18 protein-coding genes and 1 riboswitch are annotated in these 18142 nt (G+C 73.6%); of the genes, 13 read left to right on the forward strand and 5 right to left on the reverse strand.

Features of this window, described 5'->3' with window-relative positions; translation table 11 throughout:
• Nucleotides 1-290 precede the first annotated feature (290 nt).
• The 3 genes from HS048_RS22370 to HS048_RS22380 all read left to right on the forward strand — a co-directional run bounded on the left by HS048_RS22370 (nucleotide 291) and on the right by HS048_RS22380 (nucleotide 4873).
• On the forward strand, nucleotides 291-608 hold the full coding sequence (locus tag HS048_RS22370) for a hypothetical protein (protein WP_068897272.1): 318 nt from the start codon (nucleotides 291-293) through the stop codon (nucleotides 606-608).
• Between the two features lie 318 nt (nucleotides 609-926).
• Nucleotides 927-1811, forward strand: a complete 885-nt coding sequence (locus tag HS048_RS22375; RefSeq protein ID WP_196468550.1) for a hypothetical protein — start codon at nucleotides 927-929, stop codon at nucleotides 1809-1811.
• An 86-nt stretch (nucleotides 1812-1897) separates the two neighbouring features.
• Nucleotides 1898-4873, forward strand: a complete 2976-nt coding sequence (locus HS048_RS22380) for a LuxR family transcriptional regulator (protein ID WP_196468551.1) — start codon at nucleotides 1898-1900, stop codon at nucleotides 4871-4873.
• Nucleotides 4874-5157: 284 nt separating this feature from the next.
• Here the strand turns inward: HS048_RS22380 and HS048_RS22385 are convergent, their stop codons facing one another.
• The gene (locus HS048_RS22385) at nucleotides 5158-5934 is read right to left on the reverse strand and encodes a Clp protease N-terminal domain-containing protein (RefSeq protein ID WP_307832592.1); all 777 of its coding nucleotides are present in this window, start codon (nucleotides 5932-5934) and stop codon (nucleotides 5158-5160) included.
• Between the two features lie 171 nt (nucleotides 5935-6105).
• On the opposite strand from HS048_RS22385, the gene HS048_RS22390 reads away from it, so the two are divergent.
• The 3 genes from HS048_RS22390 (at nucleotide 6106) to HS048_RS22400 (ending at nucleotide 8156) form a co-directional block, all read left to right on the forward strand.
• Nucleotides 6106-6402 carry a helix-turn-helix transcriptional regulator gene (locus HS048_RS22390; RefSeq protein ID WP_196468552.1) on the forward strand — a complete coding sequence of 99 codons (297 nt, stop codon included), beginning with the start codon at nucleotides 6106-6108 and terminating at the stop codon, nucleotides 6400-6402.
• A complete protein-coding gene (locus HS048_RS22395) occupies nucleotides 6402-6788 on the forward strand; it encodes a VOC family protein (RefSeq protein ID WP_196469447.1) in 387 nt (128 codons plus the stop codon). The genes HS048_RS22390 and HS048_RS22395 overlap by 1 nt, the downstream gene beginning before the upstream one ends.
• 543 nt (nucleotides 6789-7331) lie before the next feature.
• Nucleotides 7332-8156: an ion transporter gene (locus HS048_RS22400; RefSeq protein WP_307832593.1), complete on the forward strand. Its 825-nt coding sequence runs from the start codon at nucleotides 7332-7334 to the stop codon at nucleotides 8154-8156.
• Between the two features lie 78 nt (nucleotides 8157-8234).
• Here the strand turns inward: HS048_RS22400 and HS048_RS22405 are convergent, their stop codons facing one another.
• Nucleotides 8235-8534 (reverse strand): hypothetical protein, encoded by a 300-nt coding sequence (locus tag HS048_RS22405; RefSeq protein WP_374058802.1) that lies wholly within the window; start codon nucleotides 8532-8534, stop codon nucleotides 8235-8237.
• Between the two features lie 12 nt (nucleotides 8535-8546).
• On the opposite strand from HS048_RS22405, the gene HS048_RS22410 reads away from it, so the two are divergent.
• A complete protein-coding gene (locus tag HS048_RS22410) occupies nucleotides 8547-9158 on the forward strand; it encodes an SDR family oxidoreductase (protein WP_307832594.1) in 612 nt (203 codons plus the stop codon).
• Nucleotides 9159-9491: 333 nt separating this feature from the next.
• Nucleotides 9492-9833, forward strand: a complete 342-nt coding sequence (locus HS048_RS22415; protein WP_196468554.1) for a hypothetical protein — start codon at nucleotides 9492-9494, stop codon at nucleotides 9831-9833.
• Here the strand turns inward: HS048_RS22415 and HS048_RS22420 are convergent.
• From HS048_RS22420 to HS048_RS22430, 3 genes are read right to left on the reverse strand one after another with little or no spacing between them, the layout of a single operon-like run.
• A complete protein-coding gene (locus tag HS048_RS22420; RefSeq protein WP_196468555.1) occupies nucleotides 9775-10617 on the reverse strand; it encodes an ABC transporter ATP-binding protein in 843 nt (280 codons plus the stop codon). The genes HS048_RS22415 and HS048_RS22420 overlap by 59 nt on opposite strands.
• Nucleotides 10614-11651 (reverse strand): iron ABC transporter permease, encoded by a 1038-nt coding sequence (locus tag HS048_RS22425; protein WP_307832595.1) that lies wholly within the window; start codon nucleotides 11649-11651, stop codon nucleotides 10614-10616. The genes HS048_RS22420 and HS048_RS22425 overlap by 4 nt, the downstream gene beginning before the upstream one ends.
• A gap of 20 nt (nucleotides 11652-11671) precedes the next feature.
• A complete protein-coding gene (locus tag HS048_RS22430; protein WP_196468557.1) occupies nucleotides 11672-12667 on the reverse strand; it encodes an ABC transporter substrate-binding protein in 996 nt (331 codons plus the stop codon).
• A gap of 130 nt (nucleotides 12668-12797) precedes the next feature.
• A riboswitch (cobalamin riboswitch) is annotated at nucleotides 12798-12993 on the reverse strand.
• A 194-nt stretch (nucleotides 12994-13187) separates the two neighbouring features.
• Here HS048_RS22430 and HS048_RS22435 point away from each other — a divergent pair.
• From HS048_RS22435 to HS048_RS22455, 5 genes are all read left to right on the forward strand, one after another.
• Nucleotides 13188-13412: a hypothetical protein gene (locus HS048_RS22435; protein WP_196468558.1), complete on the forward strand. Its 225-nt coding sequence runs from the start codon at nucleotides 13188-13190 to the stop codon at nucleotides 13410-13412.
• A 315-nt stretch (nucleotides 13413-13727) separates the two neighbouring features.
• Nucleotides 13728-14291: a hypothetical protein gene (locus HS048_RS22440; protein ID WP_196468559.1), complete on the forward strand. Its 564-nt coding sequence runs from the start codon at nucleotides 13728-13730 to the stop codon at nucleotides 14289-14291.
• Nucleotides 14292-14295: 4 nt separating this feature from the next.
• On the forward strand, nucleotides 14296-16158 hold the full coding sequence (locus tag HS048_RS22445; protein ID WP_196468560.1) for an ABC transporter ATP-binding protein: 1863 nt from the start codon (nucleotides 14296-14298) through the stop codon (nucleotides 16156-16158).
• Nucleotides 16155-16691, forward strand: coding sequence for a S26 family signal peptidase (locus HS048_RS22450; protein WP_196468561.1), 537 nt, complete (start codon nucleotides 16155-16157; stop codon nucleotides 16689-16691). The genes HS048_RS22445 and HS048_RS22450 overlap by 4 nt, the downstream gene beginning before the upstream one ends.
• Before the next feature lie 841 nt (nucleotides 16692-17532).
• On the forward strand, nucleotides 17533-18141 hold the full coding sequence (locus tag HS048_RS22455) for a dihydrofolate reductase family protein (RefSeq protein WP_196468562.1): 609 nt from the start codon (nucleotides 17533-17535) through the stop codon (nucleotides 18139-18141).
• The last annotated feature ends 1 nt before the right edge of the window (nucleotide 18142 follow it).

Consider the following 18142-nt stretch of genomic DNA (forward strand, 5'->3'; position numbering starts at 1 on the left):
CCAAAAAAGGGGTGTAAAGCAGCTTGAAATTGAAACCTGCTCCCCAGATCATTCGTCGGCGGCCGGCCTGCGGCCCGCCCCGTCACCGCCGCGGCATCCCGCGGCCCGCCCGCCCCGTCACCGCCGCCGGCACCGCCGGGGACGACGGCGGCCGGCTTCGGCCCGCCGCGCCCCGCAGGATGCCGCAGCGGGCACGAGCCACCCGGGGGACGGCGGGCGGCCGGATGACCTCCCACCGACCGGGTACGTCCCCGACCTGGAAAGGAATCACCGGAAAACAGGGGGAAGCGATGATAGGAGCGACGATCGCGGCCGGGCTCATCGCGGCGGGGGTCGCGGCCGGACCTGCCGCCGCGGGGGCCCAGCCGCTGGACGCGCCCGCCGAGCGGGCCTGCCGGATCCTGGCGGGCGTCAGCAACTCGAACAACGGCCAGGCCGTCTTCAACGGACTGGTCGCGGCCGCGCAGCAGGCCCGCCAGTCGGCGATCCCGGCCGTGGCCGAGACCGTCGCCCCGCTCGGCGAGACGGGCCGGTTGATCGTGGCCTCCCGGCCGCTGGCCCGGATATGCGAGGCCGCGGGCATCGACATCCCCGGATACACGGGATGACAGGCTGACGGCCGTCCGGGCGGGCGCGGCGACCGCATCGCCTCCGGCCCGGACGGCCCCTCCCCGCAGGCCCGGGGTCGCGGTGCGCCCGGCGGGTCGGCCGCCGGACGGTTTCGCTTCCGGCCCCGGCATGCCGCCACCCCATCGCGGGCCGCACCGATCACCGCCCCGCTTCGTCACACGGAGCAACCATGCGATCAGCCGCGCATTTGGCCGATCCGTGGATGATGCGCCAGCGCGCCGTGTGCATAGAGTGGACATATAGGAACTATGCGTAAAACTATCCGAATAGTCATCGCTGCCATGTCACTCACCGTAATGACCACTCCCTCCGTCGGCGCCGCCGCGGCCTCCGCCCCCCGGCGGCTCCAGGCTCCCGCCCCCGCTCCCGCCGTCGCCGTACCGCCGTCGGCCGGGACGCGCGCGGCGCCCGCGCCGGCGGGCACCCGGGCGATGTGGCTGTGGAACTCCGCCACCGCGGTCCCGGCCGAGGTGCTGGCCTGGGCCCGCGACCAGGGCGTGACGGAGATCTTCGCCTACGCCCCCGCCAATCTGCCCACCAACTCCGCCCTGCTGACCCGGATGCGCGAGCTCAAGCGCGGCGCCGACACCGCCGGCATCCGGCTGACCGCCCTGGGCGGAGAACCGGAGTGGGCCACCGACCACACCGCGGCCCGCACCTGGCAGCGCGCGGTGCTGGGCACCGGGCTGTTCGCCGGCAGCCACGTCGACGTGGAGCCCTACGCGCTGCCCGCGTGGCAGAGCGACCAGGCCGCGCTGGCGCAGTCCTTCGTGCAGATGCTGCAGACGCTGCAGGCCGACAGCACCCGGCCGCTGGAGGCCGACGTGCCGTTCTGGTACGGCGAGATCCCCACGGGCACCGGCACCACGCTGGCCGACCAGGTGCTGGCGCAGGTGAACGGCGTCACCGTCATGAGCTACCGCGACACCGCCACCGGCCCCAACTCGATGACCGACATCGCCGCCGACATGCTCACCCGCGGAGCCGCCGCGGGCAGGCCGGTCCGGCTGGGCGCCGAGACCGGCCCCCTGGAGGACTGCCCCCACTGCACCTTCGCCGGGGAGGAACCGGCGCGCGTGACCGCGGTGCTGGCCGAGGTGGACGCGGCCGTCGGCGCGTACGCGGCGTTCAACGGCATCGCGGTCCACCACTACGAGTCCTGGCGCACCATGGGCGCCTGACAGGGCCCGGGGCGGCGTGCCGCGCGGCTCCGGGGAACCGGACATCCGCTCTTCTCATCCGTGACATCCGCGCGTAACACTGGGGCATGCTCTCCCCCTCCCCCGTCCCCCCGGCCGCGCCCCTCCGCGGCAGGGACGCGGAACTGGCCGCACTGCGCCGCCTGCTCGACGACGCCCGTCACGGGGCGGGCGGCGCCGTGCTCCTGCTGGGTGCCCCGGGAGCGGGCAAGTCCGCGCTCCTCGACGACGCCGCCGCCCGCGCGGACGCCCCGGCCTCCGCCCGCGCCGCCGGGGCCGGTCCGGCCTCCACCCGCGCCGCCGGCGCCGGCCCGGACGCCGGTCCCGGCCCGGACGCCGATGCCGCCGGCCGCCCGGACGGGGACCGCTTCGTCGTGCTCCGGACGCGCGGCGCCGAAGCGGAGTCGCACCTGCCGTACGCCGGGCTGCACGCCCTGCTCCGCCCGGTCGCGGACCGGATGCCGGCGCTGCCCCCGGCGCAGGCGGCGGTGCTCGCCGAGGCACTGGAACTCGGTACGGCAGGCCGCGGCCTGGCACTTCCCGCCGCCGTCCTCAACCTCCTGCTCGCCGTGGGACGCCCGGTCCTGGCCTGCGTCGACGACATGCACCACCTCGACGCGCCGAGCCGCGAGGCGCTGTTCTTCGTCGCCCGGCGGCTGGCCGGGGAGCGGATCGCCCTGCTCCTGGCGGCCGACGGCGAGGGCGCCTCCGGCGGGGCGGGCGGATGCGGCGACGGAGCCGGGGGTGCCGGTGGCGCTCCCGGTGACATCCCCCGGCTGGTCCTCGGCCGCCTGGCCGAGGAGGCCGCCCGGCAGGTGATCGACGACCTGGCGCCGCCCGGTCTCCCCGAGGACCTGCGGGTGTCGGTGGCCGAGGTCGCCCGCGGCAACCCGCTCGCGCTCCGCGAGCTCGTCGGCTCGCTCACCCCCGACCAGATGAGCGGTCTAGCCGCTCCCCCCGAGACCCTGCCGCCGGGCGGGCGGCTGTGGCGCGCGTACGCCGACCGGCTCTCGCGGCTGCCCGGTGAGACCGCTGACCTGCTGCTGCTGCTCGCCGCCGACCCGCACCTGGACACGGCCACCCTGCTGCGCGCCGCCGAGCCCCGCTGCGCGCTCACCGCGCTGGAGCCCGCCGAGAGGGCGGGCGTCGTCGTCCGCACGGCCGGCGACCTCTACGGCTTCCGCGATCCGGCGATGGGCCCGGTGGTCTACGCCGGAGCATCCCCGGCCCGGCGGCGAGAGGCGCACCGCCTGCTGGCCGGCGTCCTGGACGCCGAGCACCAGCGCCTGCGGCGGGCCTGGCACCGGGCCGCCGCGCTGGACGGTCCCGCCGAGCGGCTGGCCGACGCGCTGGTGGAGGAACTCGCCGAGGCACCGGACGGCACGGCCGGCGGGGCCGCGGGCCGGGGCGGCTTCCCCGAGGCGTTCCGCGCCTTCGAACGGGCCGCGGAGCTCACGCTCCGCGGGGACGTCAGGGCGGCCCGCCTGGCCGCCGCCGCACGCCACGCCTGGCACGCGGGCCTGCCGCAGCGCGCCCGGTCGCTGCTGGCCCGCCTCAACTCCCTGGCGGTCACCGAGGAGGTGCGGGGACGGGCCGAACTGGTCCGGGGCAGTCTGGAGCTGCGCAGCGGCAAGACCGGCAACGCCTGCGACGAGCTGCTGGCGGCGGCCGACTGGCTGCTCGACCGCGACCGGGAGCAGGCCGTCCGGGCGCTGATCCGCGCGAGCGAGGCGACCTACCTCGCCGGGGACAACCACCGGTTCATGGCCATCGCGCGGCGCGCCGCCGCGCTGCGGCGGCCGGACGACCCGCCCACCACGCAACTGATGTTCGAGTACCTCGCGGGCATGGCGGCGACCTTCCGCGGCCGGCACCGGGAGGCGGCGGCCCCGCTGCGCCGCGTCCTGGACCTGGCCCCCTCGGTGGACAACCCCTCGGTACTGGTCTGGGCCTGCGTCTCCAGCCTCATGCTGGGCGAGGACGCCCAGGCGCTGAAGCTGTCCACCCGGGCGATCGACATCGCGCGCGCCCAGGGGGCCGTCTCCACGGTGCCGCAGGTGCTGGAGTTCCTGATCCAGGCCGAGATCTGGATGGGACGCTACGCCTCCGTCGCGGCCAACGCGATGGAGGGCCTGCGGCTGGCCCAGGAGACGGGCAGGCTCAACAGCGCCGCCCAGCACCTCGCCTGGCTCGCCCTGACCGCCGCGGTGCAGGGCGACGAGGAGACGTGCCGGATCAGGGCCGGGAGCGCGATCGAGCTGGCCGACGCCCACGGCCTGGGCGTCGCCGGGGCGCTCGGCAACTGGGCGCTGGCCCACCTGGACGTCGCCGCGGGCCGCCACGCGGGCGCCACCGCGCGGCTGCGGGCCACGGCCGGTTCCGGCGGAACGGGCGGCCACCTGGTCATCCGGGTCATGGCGACCCCCCACTTCGTCGAGGCGGCCGTGCGCACCGGCGACGTCGAGCACGCGCGGGCGGCGCTGGAGGTGCTCGACCGCTGGGTGGGCAGCACGCGCAGTCCCGACCGGCTGGCGCTGGCGGCGCGCTGCCACGCGCTCCTGGCCGGCCGGGGCGAGGCCGAGGAGCGCTTCCGCGAGGCGCTCGACCTGCACGGGCGGGGCTCCTGCGCGTTCGAGACGGCCCGCACGCAGTTGCTGTTCGGCAGCGTGCTGCGCCGCAACCGGCGGCCCGGCGCGGCCCGAGAGCACCTGCACGGCGCGCTGGAGACCTTCGAGCGGTACGGCGCGCGGCTCTGGGCCGAGCAGGCCCGGGGCGAACTGCGCGCCTCGGGGGAGGCCCTGCCGTCCCGGCGCGCCCGGCTCCGGTCGGCCGAGGCGCGGGCGCAGGCCGAGGAGGCGCCCGCGGCCCAGGCGCTGACGGCTCAGCAGTTCCAGATCGCCCGGCTGGTCGCCGACGGCGCGACCAACCGGGAGGTGGCCGCCCAGCTCTTCCTGAGCCCGCGCACCGTCGAGCACCACCTCAGGAACATCTTCGCCCGGCTCGGCATCCGCTCCCGCGTCGAGCTGGTGCGGCTGCTCTCATGACCGCCCGCCTCTCACCTGCGGCGGTTCACGAGCGGCACGCGATGCGGGCATCGGGGCGGACGACCGGCGACGGCACCCGGCGGGCAGGTGGCGGGGTCATCGCGCTTCCGACAGGAGCGGCAGCAACAGCAGCAGCCACAGAAGCACCGCGGCGGCCGCGCGGAGGAGGACGCGGCCGGCGCGGATGGTGATCGCCGGCGGGCGTCGGCGGGACCCGCTGCGGCCGGAGGCCGCAGACGGGTCGCCGGCGTCGTCGGGGCGAGCCGGCGTGCGCATCGCCGGGCTCACTTGTCGCGGGCCGGGCCGAGACGCTGCTCCAGGCGTTCGATGCGGGCGACGAGCGGTTGCAGTTGTTCGCGCACGGCCGCGGTGAGAGCCTGCATGGGGTTGGCCGCGGCGGCGGAGGTCTGGGCACGCAGGTGGACGTAACCGGCCAGGGCGGCCGTGACGGCCCGGCGGGTCAGGCGGGGTTCGGCCCCCAGGGCGCGCAGCACCTGCCCGGCGGTGCCGTCGGGTTCGGCGACCAGACCGAGCAGCAGGTGCTCGCAGCCCACGTAGTTGTGCCCCAGGGCGGTCGCCTCCGTCACCGCCAGCTCCAGCGCGCCGGCGGCCGCACGGCTGAAGTGCGTCGAGGAGCCCTCGCCGGCGGCTTCCCCCTCGGCGCCCGCCTCGGAAGCCTCCCGCCGTTCCAGGTCGCGCTGCACCTGCGCGGGGTCGATGTCGATCGCCCGGAGCACGTGCAGCGCCAGGTTCTCTCCTTCGGCCACCATGGCGGCGAGCAGGTGCCCGGTCCCGACGGCCGGCGCGGCGTCGGCGCGGGCCCGGTCGATCGCCAGCCCGACGACGGTGCGGGCACGGGCGGTGAACGACGGCAGCCGTTCACTCAGGTCGTCGGCCTTCAGCTCGCTCAGGGCGGTCTGCCGGATGGCGGTGATCCGGCGCACCGCCTGCTCCAGGGCGCGTTGGCAGACCGCTGAGATCGGCACCCCGGCCTTCTTGATCGCTTCGGCCAGTTCGTCGGGCAGGTACACGTTGATCTTCGGCATGGCGACGCCTGTCACTCAATGGGGTTATCCATGGGGTTACGAAGTAACCATAACCCCTATGGGGTTATGAAGGCCATACCCCCTAACCCCTCACATGGTCCGGCACGGTCGGCGCCGGCCACGGTGGGGCACGGAGCCCCGTCGACTCCTTGACAGGCAAGTGGCGACTTGCATATAACTGTGGCCATGGACGCCGACCCCGGCCTGTTCAAGGCGATCGGAGACGCGACGCGACGCATCATCCTGGACGAACTGACCGACAAGGACGGTCAGACGCTGTTCGAGATCTGCAGCCGACTGGCCATGAAGCACGATCTGGCCTCCTCGCGCCAGGCCATCTCGCAGCACCTGGCGGTGCTCGAGCAGGCCGGCCTGGTGCACACCCGGCGACAGGGCCGGTACAAGTTCCACCACATCGACACGAGCCCGCTGCGCTCGATCGTCGAGCGGTGGCCCATCGACCGAGAGGAACCGAACCCATGATCCGCATAAACATCACCAGCGTGCTCGTCGACGATCAGGCCAAGGCCCTGGCCTTCTACACCGAGAAGCTGGGGTTCACCAAGAAGACCGACGTGCCCGCCGGCGAGGCCCGCTGGCTCACCGTGGTCTCCCCCGCCGACCCGGACGGCGTCGAGTTGCTGCTGGAGCCGGACGGCCACCCGGCGGCGGGGCCGTTCAAGAGGGCCCTGGTCACCGACGGCATCCCGTTCACCCAGTTCGCCGTCGACGACGTGTACGCCGAGGTCGAGCGGCTCAAGGGGCTGGGCGTCGAGTTCACCCAGGAAGCGACCGACCTCGGCCCGGTGGTCACCGCCGTCTTCGACGACACCTGCGGCAACCTGATCCAGATCGCCGCCATGAAGTAGCGGAGAGCGCGCGGCCGGACATCCCCGGCGGGGCCCCGTCGTCGCGGACCTCACCCGTCGCCCGCCCCGCCACCTCGCAGGCCACCTCGTCCCCGGGACCGCGGACCGGACGGCCGGGACCCCCGTCGACGGACGGGAAGTGCCCGGTCCCGGCCTGGACGACGCCCTCCGTCCGGGCCGCGGGTCGCGGCACTTCGCGTTCTCCTCGGGAGGCGGGAGGTGCGCGCCGCCTCCGTCTCCGCGGCCCACCGCAGCAGCTCGGATGAGCCGCGCCGACGACCTCCGGGCGGACGAGGTCCCACGGGTCCGCGCTCCAGGCGGGCCGCGTACGGCCTCCGCGACCCCGGGAAGCAGCGGGTGCGAATCCCCGGGCGCCCTCCGTTCATAAATCTTCACAGCGAATAACGAAAAGGACGGAGCCGAACAGAGCCATTAAAAGGGTTATATTACCGTTCGCGATGAATTCTCGCCCCTTTCTGCCTACCATCGTCGCCTAGCGTTCATCTCTTTTCGGGGGCCGGCTTCGTGTCACGTCGTGAACATGTGCGTTCCCTCCTGGAGACGAGGTGTTTCCAGTGGGCCATCGTCGCGGTCATCGTGGTCAACGCCGCCACCCTGGGCGCGGAGACCTCCTCGGTGCTGACCGGCCACGTCGGCGGACTCCTGCACGCCGTCGACCGGATCACGCTGGCGGTCTTCGCAGTGGAGATCGGGCTGCGCCTGTACGTCCACAGGGGCGCGTTCTTCAAGGATCCGTGGAACCATTTCGACACGGTCGTCGTGGTCATCGCGCTGGTTCCCGCCGCCGGTCCGGCATCGATATTGCGGGCACTGAGGATATTACGGGCGCTGCGCCTGATATCGGCGGTGCCGAGCATGCGCAGAGTGGTATCGGCACTGCTGGAAGCCATCCCCGGCATGGTTTCCATCATCGGCCTGCTGGCACTGGTCATGTACGTCTCGGCCGTCCTGGCGACCGAGTTGTTCGGCGAGACCGCCCCCGGCCACTTCGCCGAACTGCCGATCTCGCTGTTCACCTTGTTCCAGATGATGACCGGCGACTCCTGGGCGGACATCACCCGCCAGGTGATGGCCGAACGCCCGTGGGCGTGGGTGTTCTTCATCGGCTACATCCTGACGTCCACCTTCGTGGTCCTGAACCTGTTCATCGCCGTCGTGGTCAACGCCATGGACGAGCAGACCACCTCCACCGAGGAGCAGCACACCGACGACCGGCTCACCGTGATGCTGTCCGAGATCGTCCGCCTGCATGCCAAGATCGACGCCGTGCTGGCCGCGCAGGCGGTCCCGGCCGGCTCCGACCGGGACCGCCCCGAGGGCCACGTGGAGGCCGGGCTCAGCCCTTGACGCCCCGTGCCCGGTGGCGGCCGTCACCGTCACGGCGGGCACCGTGGACGCCCGGCGGCCGGCCACGTCCGGCCGGGCTCAGCTCGGTGAGCCCCGGCCCGGCGCGGCCCCCGGCCAGGCGGTCATCGCCGTGTCGGCGACCCCGGCGAGTTCGGTCGCGTCGGCCCCGTCGCGGGCGCGCTGCGACATCCCCTGGATGACGACGGCGAAATAGCCGGCCAGGGCGCGCGGGTCGGCGCCGGGAGGGAGTTCGCCCTGCTGCTGGGCGGCATGCAGGCGGTCGCGGAAGACCATGAGGTTGGCGTTGCGCAGGTCGCGCAGGAACACCGCCACCTCGGCGTCCTGGACCGTGACGTTGGTGGCGGCGCTGATGGTCAGGCAACCGGCCGGGTGGGAGGGACGGGGCTCGCCGCGGTGCTGACCGCGTGCTCCGGCTACGGCGAACCGACGACGGACGACGCGGGCTCCTCCAGCGCGGCCCCGTCGGCAGCCCCGTCAGCGGCGGAGACCGGCTCGGAGACGGCGGCCGGCATCGGTCGTAGCGCGGACCTGGTCTCACTCACCGAGGAAGGATTCGACGAGCTCTTCGCCGTGAACGTCCGGGCGCCGTTCTTCATCGTGCAGCACGGACTCGAGCGGCTGCGCGACGGCGGGCGCATCATCAACATCTCCAGCGGCGCGGCCCGCCTGGCCATGCCGGAGATCATCGCCTACGGCTCCACGAAGGGCGCTTTGGACACCTTCACCCTCAACCTGGCCAAGCAACTGGGTCCGCGGGGCATCACGGTCAACTCGGTGGCGCCCGGAATCGTCGACACCGACGTCAACGCGGGATGGCTGCGCGGCAACGCAGAAGCCCAGGCCCGCGCCGCGTCCCTGGCGGCCCTCGGCCGGATCGGACAGCCCGAGGACATCGCCGACATCGTCGCCTTCCTCGCCTCCGACGACGCCCGCTGGGTGACCGGCAGAGTGATCGACGCGACCGGCGGCGCCGGCCTGTGATGCCCTTCTCGGGCGGGGAGCGCCGGCCGTGCGGACGCACCGCCCGGCCCGGCTCCTGACCACCGTCGGCCGGCGCCGGGCGTGCGAGATCTGCGACGGCGCCAGCACGGCCGTGCGGGCCGCGTCCCCGGACGCCGGCGACGCATGACCGGCCACCGCACATCGTCGCCGGTCGGCCGGTGTGGCGCCGATTCATCCGGGTAGACGTGCCGGGGTGAGACAGGTGCGACGTTCCAGGCCGTTGCCTCGCTGCCGGGGCCGCAGCCGCCGTCGGCGGCGGACGATACCCGCTGATCGCCTGCGGGCCCGTTCCCGGCCGCCAGGACGGCGGCCGTGACCGAGCCTGCGGCCGGCGCCGCCCGGCAGATCGGTGAAGTGGTGGTCGGGCCGGAGGGCGTGCTGACGCAAGCGGCCGGCGTCGTGACGGGCTCGATGCACCTGGCCACCCAGCTGGCCGCAGGGCGTCTGCGGGTGTTCGTGCAGCGTTCCGGTGACGAGCGGTGGCACGAGGTGGCCGGCAGTCCGCTGCCGGTCCCGCCTCCGGCCGAGGAGTCCGAGCGGGCCCTGCTGCACCTGCACCTGGCGGTGCACGAGGCGGTCGTCCGCCACGCCAGGATCACGGGCCTGCCCGCTGGGCTGGCGCCGGAGACGCTCGATCCGACCGGGCTGGACTGAGGCCCGGGCCGTCGCGGCGCCCCCCGGTGCGCAAGGTCACCTGCGGGATCCCCGTTTCGGGATGGACGGCCACCTCGGCGTCGACCCGGTAGACGCCGGCCAGCAGGGCGGGGGTCAGCACTTCGCCGGGCGTGCCGAGGGCCACGACGCGGCCGGCGTCCATGACGCAGATGCGGTCGCAGAACGCGGCGGCCAGGTTGAGGTCGTGCAGGGCGATCACGGAGGTGACGCCGAGCCCGCGCACCAGGCTCAGCACGTCGAGCTGGTGGCGCAGGTCGAGGTGGTTGGTCGGTTCGTCCAGCACCATCACGGCCGGTTGCTGGGCCAGCGCCCGCGCGATCAGCACCCGCTGCTTCTCGCCGCCCGACAGCCGGTCGAACGGCGCGTACGCCAGGTCGGCCACGTCGAGCCGGTTCAGGGCGTCGGCGATGATCTCCCGGTCGGAGGCGTCGTCGCCGTCGAACGCGCGTTTGTGCGGGGTGCGGCCCATGGCGACGACGTCGTACACGGTGAGTTCGAAGTCGCCGCCGCTCTCCTGGAGCACGGCGGCCAGCCGCCGGGCCAGCCAGGCGGGCGGCGTCCTCCAGACGTCCTCGCCGTCCAGCAGCACCCGGCCGGAGGTGGGTCTGCGGGCCCGGTAGAGGGTGCGCAGCAGCGTGGACTTGCCCGCGCCGTTGGGCCCGGCCAGCCCCAGCACCTCTCCCCCGGCGACCTCCAGGGAGATCCCGCGGACCAGGTCCCGGCCGTCGGCGCGGACCGACACGTTCTCCACGGTCAACCTCACTTGGAGCGCCTCCGCATCAGCCACAGGAAGAACGGCCCGCCGACCAGCGCGGTGATGATCCCCACCGGGATCTCCTCCGGCGCGATCAGGGTCCGGGCCACCAGGTCGGCCGCCACCAGGAAGGCCGCCCCGAGCAGCGCCGTCGCCGGCAGCGCCCGCCGGTGGTCGGCGCCGATCAGCAGCCGGACGACGTGCGGCATGATCAGCCCGACGAACCCGATGGCCCCGCTGACCGCGACGATCGCGCCGATCATCATGGCGACCAGCACGAACAGCGCCGCCCGGAAGCGGTGCACGTCCAGCCCGAGTGAGGCCGCCGCCTCCTCCCCGGCCAGCAGCAGGTTCAGCGGCCGCGACACCCCGACCAGCACGGCCGTGCCGGCCAGCACGGCGGCGGCCGGGATCCACACCACCGCCCAGGTCGTCCCGGCCAGGCCGCCCAGCATCCAGCGCACCGCCGACTGGGTCTTGTGCGGGTCGTTGGAGGTGACCAGCAGGAAGCTGGCCACGGCCGAGAGCACCTCGGCCGTCGCGACTCCGGCCAGCACCAGCCGGACCGTGGTCATCCGGCCGCCGGATCGCGCCAGGAGGTACACCGCCACCAGGGCTGCCAGGGCTCCGAGGAACGCGGCGACGGGCAGGGAGAACGCGCCGAACGCGGTCAGGCCGAACACCACCACGCTGACCGCGCCGACGCCGGCTCCGGAGGACACGCCCAGCAGCATGGGGTCGGCCAGTGGATTGCGGACCAGGGCCTGCAGCGCCATGCCGCACACCGACAGGCCTGCGCCGATCACCGCCGCCAGCAGGACGCGCGGCAGCCGCACGTCCATCACGATGGTCTCCCGCACGGCCGTCCAGGTCGGCTCGGCCAGCGCCGGATGCACCCGGTGCAGCAGGACGCCCCAGACCTGCCCCGCCGGGAGCGTGACCGACCCGGCCGCGATGGCGGCCGTGGCCGCCGCGCCCAGCAGCGCGAGCAGCAGGCCGATCACGACCGGGTACGGCAGTCCCGGGCGCCGAGCGGGGAGCACGGCGCCTGCAGCCGGCCCGCTCACCGGAACCGGTCGGCGTGCAGCTGCCCGGCCAGCGCCTCGACCGCCCCCGGCACCCGGACCCCGAGCACCACCGACGACAGCGGCAGCACCGCGAACCGCTTGTGCTTGATCGCCGGCACGTCCCTGAGCGCCGGGTTGGAGAGGAGGAACTCCTCCTTGTCGGCCGCCGACCGGTCGCCGTAGTCGTAGATGACGATCCAGTCGGGAGCGCGCTCGGCGACCTGCTCGAAGGAGACGTCGCCCCACACCTTGTCGAGGTCGGCGAAGACGTTCTCCGCGCCGGCCAGCGTGATGATCTCGTTGCCGATGCCCTTGCCGCCGGCGGTGAAGGCGGTCTTGTCCCCGCTGTCGTAGACGAACAGCTTCACCGGCGCCACCCCCGCCAGCTTCTCCCGTACTCCGGACAGGGTGGTGTGCAGCTCGGTGAGCAGCTGATCGGCCCGGCCGGGCACGCCGAAGATCTTCGCGACGTTGCGGATCTCGGTGTCCATCAGCTCCATGGTCACCGGGCCCTCGGCGCACTCCTCGACGTTCAGGTACGTCTTGATCCCGGCCTTTCGCAGGGCGTCCCGGCCGCGTCCCTCCTTCTCGTCGAAGGTGCTGGCGAAACCGCCGTAGACGAAGTCCGGCTCTTCGGCCAGCAGGGCCTCATAAGCGGGATACTCCTTCGCGACCACCTTGATCGCGCCGTAGGCCGCCTGGTACTCCGGCAGCACCTTGTCGTCGAGATAGGCGGTGCCGATCATCGACTTCTCCAGCCCGAGGGCCAGCATCACCTCGGTGGCGTGCTGGTTCATCGAGACCGCCCGCCGCGGCGGCCGCTCGTAGGTGGTCCGCACGCCGCAGTTGTCCAGGGTGACCGGGAAACCCGCGGGCGCGGAGGCCGCCGGAACGGCGGCCCGGGTGTCACCGGCCGGGGTGCCGCCGCAGGCGGCCAGCACTCCGGACACCAGGAGTGCGAGCAGGAGGGACGCGGGACGTCTGCCCGTCATGAAGTGTTCCTCTCACGGGATCTGCACGACGGGGCGGATCTGGGAGAGGGAACGCCGAGAAGCCTCTCGGCGTGGCCACCGGCCCGACGGACACCAGAGCCCGCTCCTCTCCGGGGAGATCCGCCCCAGTTCGTCGAGGAGGCGACCGCGTGAGTCTCCTGGCTCTCGGGTCGCTGCTCGTCCCCGCCTTCCCACCCCGGGCAGGGGCGGTGGCGTGGTGGGGATCCGCTCGCCGATCACAGTGGCGGGACCGCGCCGGATTCACACCGGCTTCCTCAGTCCGCGCTCGCCTTCGCGCCATCATCACACGAAACGGACCGATGCGCACGATCCGGACTGTCCTTGCCCCCACATGCCCGCCGGACTGCGGGATCACGCTCCTGCCCGGGATGTGAGATCGACACTGTCGTTACCATGTCGTTACCATGCAGCCTCCATGCAGAGCCTCCCTACGGTTGCCGGTGTCAGAAAATCCTGCTCCTCCCGGACGGGAGGGGCGGTCCCGAGAGAGGGTAAACGGATGGCTCACATCATCGAGTCGCTCACCGGCCGGCTGCTGGGCACCGTGCTTCCTGCAGGGGAGGCGCGGGCCATGGCCAAGCAGTGCATCTCCATTTCCCGGCCGACGGAGGAGTGGTGCAACTTCAGCATCCCGCCGAGCGGCCCCAAGCGGTCGATCATCACCGAGATCTGCGTCGACTTCGCCACCGAGAAGTTCTGGTCGACCACGAAGTCGAGCTGCTAGCACGCCATGCCGCACCGGAGGGTGACCGGGCTCGAGGAGGGCGCGCTCCAGAGGCCCCGGCCGGGTCCCTCCGATGACCGGGCAGCCGGGGGCCGACCAGCCTGAGCGGCGTCCCGGCGGCGTACGCGCGCTCCGCCGTGCCGGTGACCGGCACGGCGGGGCGCATCGGGAGGCGCGGCGAGGGGCCGCACCCGTAAAACGGGTGCGGCCCCTCGCCGGAGTCACCGGAGACGGACGGCGCCGGGCACCGGCGCCGCCCATCGGACACGGCTTCCCGTCATCGATCGAATCCACTCACCACAGGAGTGTCCTCCCATGCCCAGTCTCATGATGGTGTGCGCCGGAGCCGCCGGCGCGTTGAGCGTGCTGAACCTGCTGCTGACCGTGGCGGTGATCCGCCGGTTGCGCGGGTACGGGGGGCTGTCAGCCGTACCCGCGGGGCCGGGTGCCGAGAACGTCTTCCAGGTGATGCGCGCGGCCGGGGAGCAGGTGGGCGCCTTCCGTGCCCGCACCACCTGGGGCGGACCGGTCGGCCAGGAGTTCCTCGCCGACGGCACGGTGCTGTTCGGCGCCTTCGCTCAGGGCTGCCGGGCGTGCGAGGAGCGGCTGCCCGAGTTCCTGGAGCTCGCCAAGGTCTACCCCGGTAGCGGGGCAGGGGTGCTGGTCCTGCTGGTCGGAGCCGAGCGCGACCTCGAGGCCAAGCGCGCGGCGCTGGAGCCGGTGGCCACGGTGGTGATCGAGGAGATGCCCGGTGGGCCTGTCGGCAGGGCGTTCGGCGTCACCGGCTACCCGGCGATGGCGCTCGTCGACTCCGGCGGTCTGGTGCGCGTCTCCGGGACCACTGTGCGAGACGTGATGACCGCCGGGGCGGGGGTCTGAGGCGGTGCGCGGGATCATCGAGGCCCTGCGGCTGAGCCGGGAGGCGAGCCGCCTTTACACGGCTGTGTTCGCGGCCCTCACGCTGCTGACCGCCCTGGTGCCGGTGGTGACGGCGTGGCTGACCAAACTGCTCCTGGACGCCATCACCACCGGTGCGGACTCCGGCCGGGCGCTCAGGCTGGGTGTCGCGCTCGCCGTCGCCGGACTGCTCACCGGTCTGGTGCCGCACGTCACCCGGTTCGCCTCGGCGGAGAACGAGCGCAGGATCGGTCTGCTGGCGCAGGAGCGGCTGTTCACCGTGGCCGAGCGGTTCGTGGGGATGGCCAGGTTCGAGGACCCGGTCTTCCTGGACCGGATGCGGATGGCGCTGCAGCACGGCGGAGCCACGCCCGGGGTGGTGGTCTCCGGCGTGTTGTCCGTCGCCGGAGCCGTCATCACCGGCCTGGGATTCCTCGGTTCTCTGCTGGTCGTCTCACCGTGGATGCCGGTGCTGGTGCTGGTCTCCGCCGTACCGGTGCTGTCCACCGAGATGTGGCTGGCCCGCCGCAGGGCCTCCCTCCACTGGCGGCTGAGCCCGGTGGAACGCCGGGAGATGTTCTACCGGAACCTGCTCACCGACCCCCAGGCGGCCAAGGAGATCCGGCTGTTCGGGATCGGCGCGTACCTGCGCGGGCGCATGTCGGACCAGCGGCGCAGGTCCGACGGGGAGAACCGGCGGATGGACCTGCGCCAGCTGAGAGCGCAGGGGCTGACCGGGCTGCTGGGCGCGGCGGTGGCGGGCGGAGCGCTGGTCTGGGCGGTGCTGGACGCGGTCGCGGGCCGCATCACCCTGGGCGACGTCTCCCTGCTGGTGGCCGCGGTGGTCGGGGTACAGGCGGCGGGGCTGATGCTGGTTCAGGGCGTCGCCCAGTCCCATCAGCAACTGCTGCTGTTCGATCACTACCGGCAGGTCATGTCCGCCGGGCCCGATCTGCCCGTCGTCGCGCGTCCCCGGCCGGTCGTGCCGCTGCGGCAGGGCATCGTCTTCCGGGACGTGTGGTTCCGCTACGGCCCGGACCGGCCGTGGGTGCTGCGCGGCGTCGACCTGACCATCCCGCACGGCCGCACGGTGGGCCTGATCGGCCGCAACGGCGCCGGCAAGAGCACCCTGATCAAGCTGCTCTGCCGGATGTACGACCCGGAGCGCGGTGCCATCCTGTGGGACGGGACCGACCTGCGGGACCTGGACCCGGCCGAGCTGCGCGCCCGCATCGGCGCGGTCTTCCAGGACTACATGGAGTACGACCTGACGGCCGCCGAGAACATCGGCCTGGGGGACCTGTCCCGGTTGCGCGACCCCGACCGCATCACCGCGGCGGCCAGGGACGCCGGAGCCCACGGCTTCGTCACCGCGCTGCCCCGCTCCTACGACACCCTGCTCTCGCGGATCTTCTTCCAGGGCGACGACGCCGAGGGCGCCGCCGACGGGAGCGGCGAGGAGGCCGGGGTCGCCCTGTCGGGAGGCCAGTGGCAGCGCCTGGCGCTGGCCCGGGCGCACCTGCGGGCGGAACACGACCTGATGATCCTGGACGAGCCCAGCTCCGGCCTGGACGCCGAGGCCGAGTACCGGATCCACCGGACCCTGCGGGAGCGCCGGGCGGGCCGCACCAACGTGCTCATCTCCCACCGGCTCAACACCGTGCGGGAGGCCGACGTCCTGATCGTGCTGGAGGACGGGGTGGTCGCCGAGCGCGGCGGTCACGGCGAGCTGATGGCGCTGGGCGGCATCTACGCGGACCTGTTCCGCATGCAGGCCGAGGGCTATGCCGAACCGCAGGACCCGGCCACGGACATCCTGGAGCTGCTGCGCAGGAAGGCGGGGCTGTGAGCGGCCTGTCCTGGCCGGTGCTGGTGCCGCTGCTCACGGCACCGGCGGCCGTGGTGGCCGTCCTGGTCTGGGTGCGCCGGAACCTGCTGGCGGTGCACGTCCGCGGCGGCAGCATGCGCCCCTCCTACCGGGAGGGCGACAGGGTGCTGGTGCGGCGGGTCGCCGCCGGCCGGTTGCGCACCGGTGACGTCGTCGTGGCCGACGCCTTCACTTTCCCCGGCGTTCACTCCGGCACTCCGTCCGGACGGCACGCGGCGCCCGCGCCGGGCCCGGGCGCCGTCCGGAGTCAGGCGTCCGGTCCCGGCACGCGGGCGGACTGGATGATCAAGCGGGTCGCCGCCGTGCCCGGCGACCCCCGCCCGGTCTCGGTGCCCGCCCGGGCGGGCGAGACGGCGGTCCCCGACGGATGCCTGGTCCTGCTCGGTGACAACGCCGGCCACAGCCTGGACTCCCGCCATTTCGGCTACGCTCCCGCCGGGAGCGTCGTCGGCAGGGTCGTGCGCCTCCTTGGGGCCCCGGAGCCGCGGCGGTAGCAGATCGCGGCTCGCCGGCGCCTCCGCCCGTCCGGTCGCCGCTCAGTCCCCGGTCGCCGCCGACAACGTCAGCGGCAGGCCGAACGCGGGGAACAGGTGCGACTCGAACGCGGTGATCTCGGCGATCATCCCGTTCTCGATCCGCAGCACGTCCAGCACCTGCGCGGTACACCGCGGTGCCCGGCCGCTGCACGTACCCCGCCGCGGCCGGCCGGCCGTTCGCCCGGGTGGGCAGGTGCCGCCAGCGCCCGAAGTAGGCCGGCGAGGCCGGGCCGTACGTCCGCGCCAGCGCGTCCTCGATCGCATCCCGGCCCGCGACCCAGAGCGGGCCCGGCGGCATCGTCACCAGCGCGTCCTGGCGCAGCAGCTCGGCCACGGCGGCGTCGTCGGCCCGGTCGGCCGCGTCCATGTACCGCTGCAGGATCACCCGCTCGTCCCGGCTCGGCGCCGCCGGGGCCGTCCACTGCGCCCGGTGCCGGGGCAGATGCTCGCGCAGCGTCGCCCGCGGCAGTACACCGAGGACCGGCGCTGCCGCCCCGTGCGCGGCGGCAGCGCCCCACCGCAACTGTGGCATCGCATCACAACGCCCCCGTAACGTCACATCATCTGGCGTTACGCATTAACCCACTCCCCGCCACGTCCCGCCAGCGATCAGTGCCCGGCCGATGCCATGACCGCTGGTCTCCCCGTGTCCGGCGTGACCGCTCCTGCCGCGCGCTGTCCCCATCCGGGCGGGCCGATCAGTTCCGCGGGCCGGATGCGTCTCGATGACCGACCGGCGTGGGCAGCGGGCACGCGCACACCACGGCACCCGGACGGCTCCGGGGAACGGAGTGATCCCATGGCGACGGTGTACATCGAGGCGTCGATGTCTCTGGACGGCTTCATCGCCGGCCCGTCCAACAGCGGTTTCGAGCACCTGTTCGCCTGGTGCCGCAACGGGGACGTGCCGACGTCGACCGCGAACTCCACGCGGGTCGCCTACCGCACCTCGGCGGCCAGCGCCGCCCACGTGCGGGAGCTGAACGACATCACCGGCACCCTGGTCGTCGGACGCCGGCTGTTCGACACGACCAACGGCTGGGACGGCACCCACCCGATGGGGGTGCCGACCTTCGTGGTGACCCACACCGCGCCCGAGGACTGGAAGGCGGAAGGGACACCGTTCACGTTCGTCACCGACGGGCTCGCCGCCGCCGTCGAGCTGGCCCGGCGGGCCGCGGGGGACAAGGCGGTCGGGGTCGGTCCGGGCAGCGTGGCCTGGCAGGCGCTCGACGCCGGCCTGGTCGACCAGGTGCGCATCGACCTGGTGCCGGTACTCCTCGGCGGCGGCACCCGCATGTTCGACCGGCTCGGCGCCGCCCCCGTCCACCTCGGTGACCCGCGCGTCGTCACCGGCACCGCCGTCACCCACCTGGTCTACGACGTGACCGGCGGCCGGCACGCCTGAC

This window comes from Planomonospora sp. ID91781, from assembly GCF_015711595.1.
Lineage (GTDB): Bacteria > Actinomycetota > Actinomycetes > Streptosporangiales > Streptosporangiaceae > Planomonospora > Planomonospora parontospora.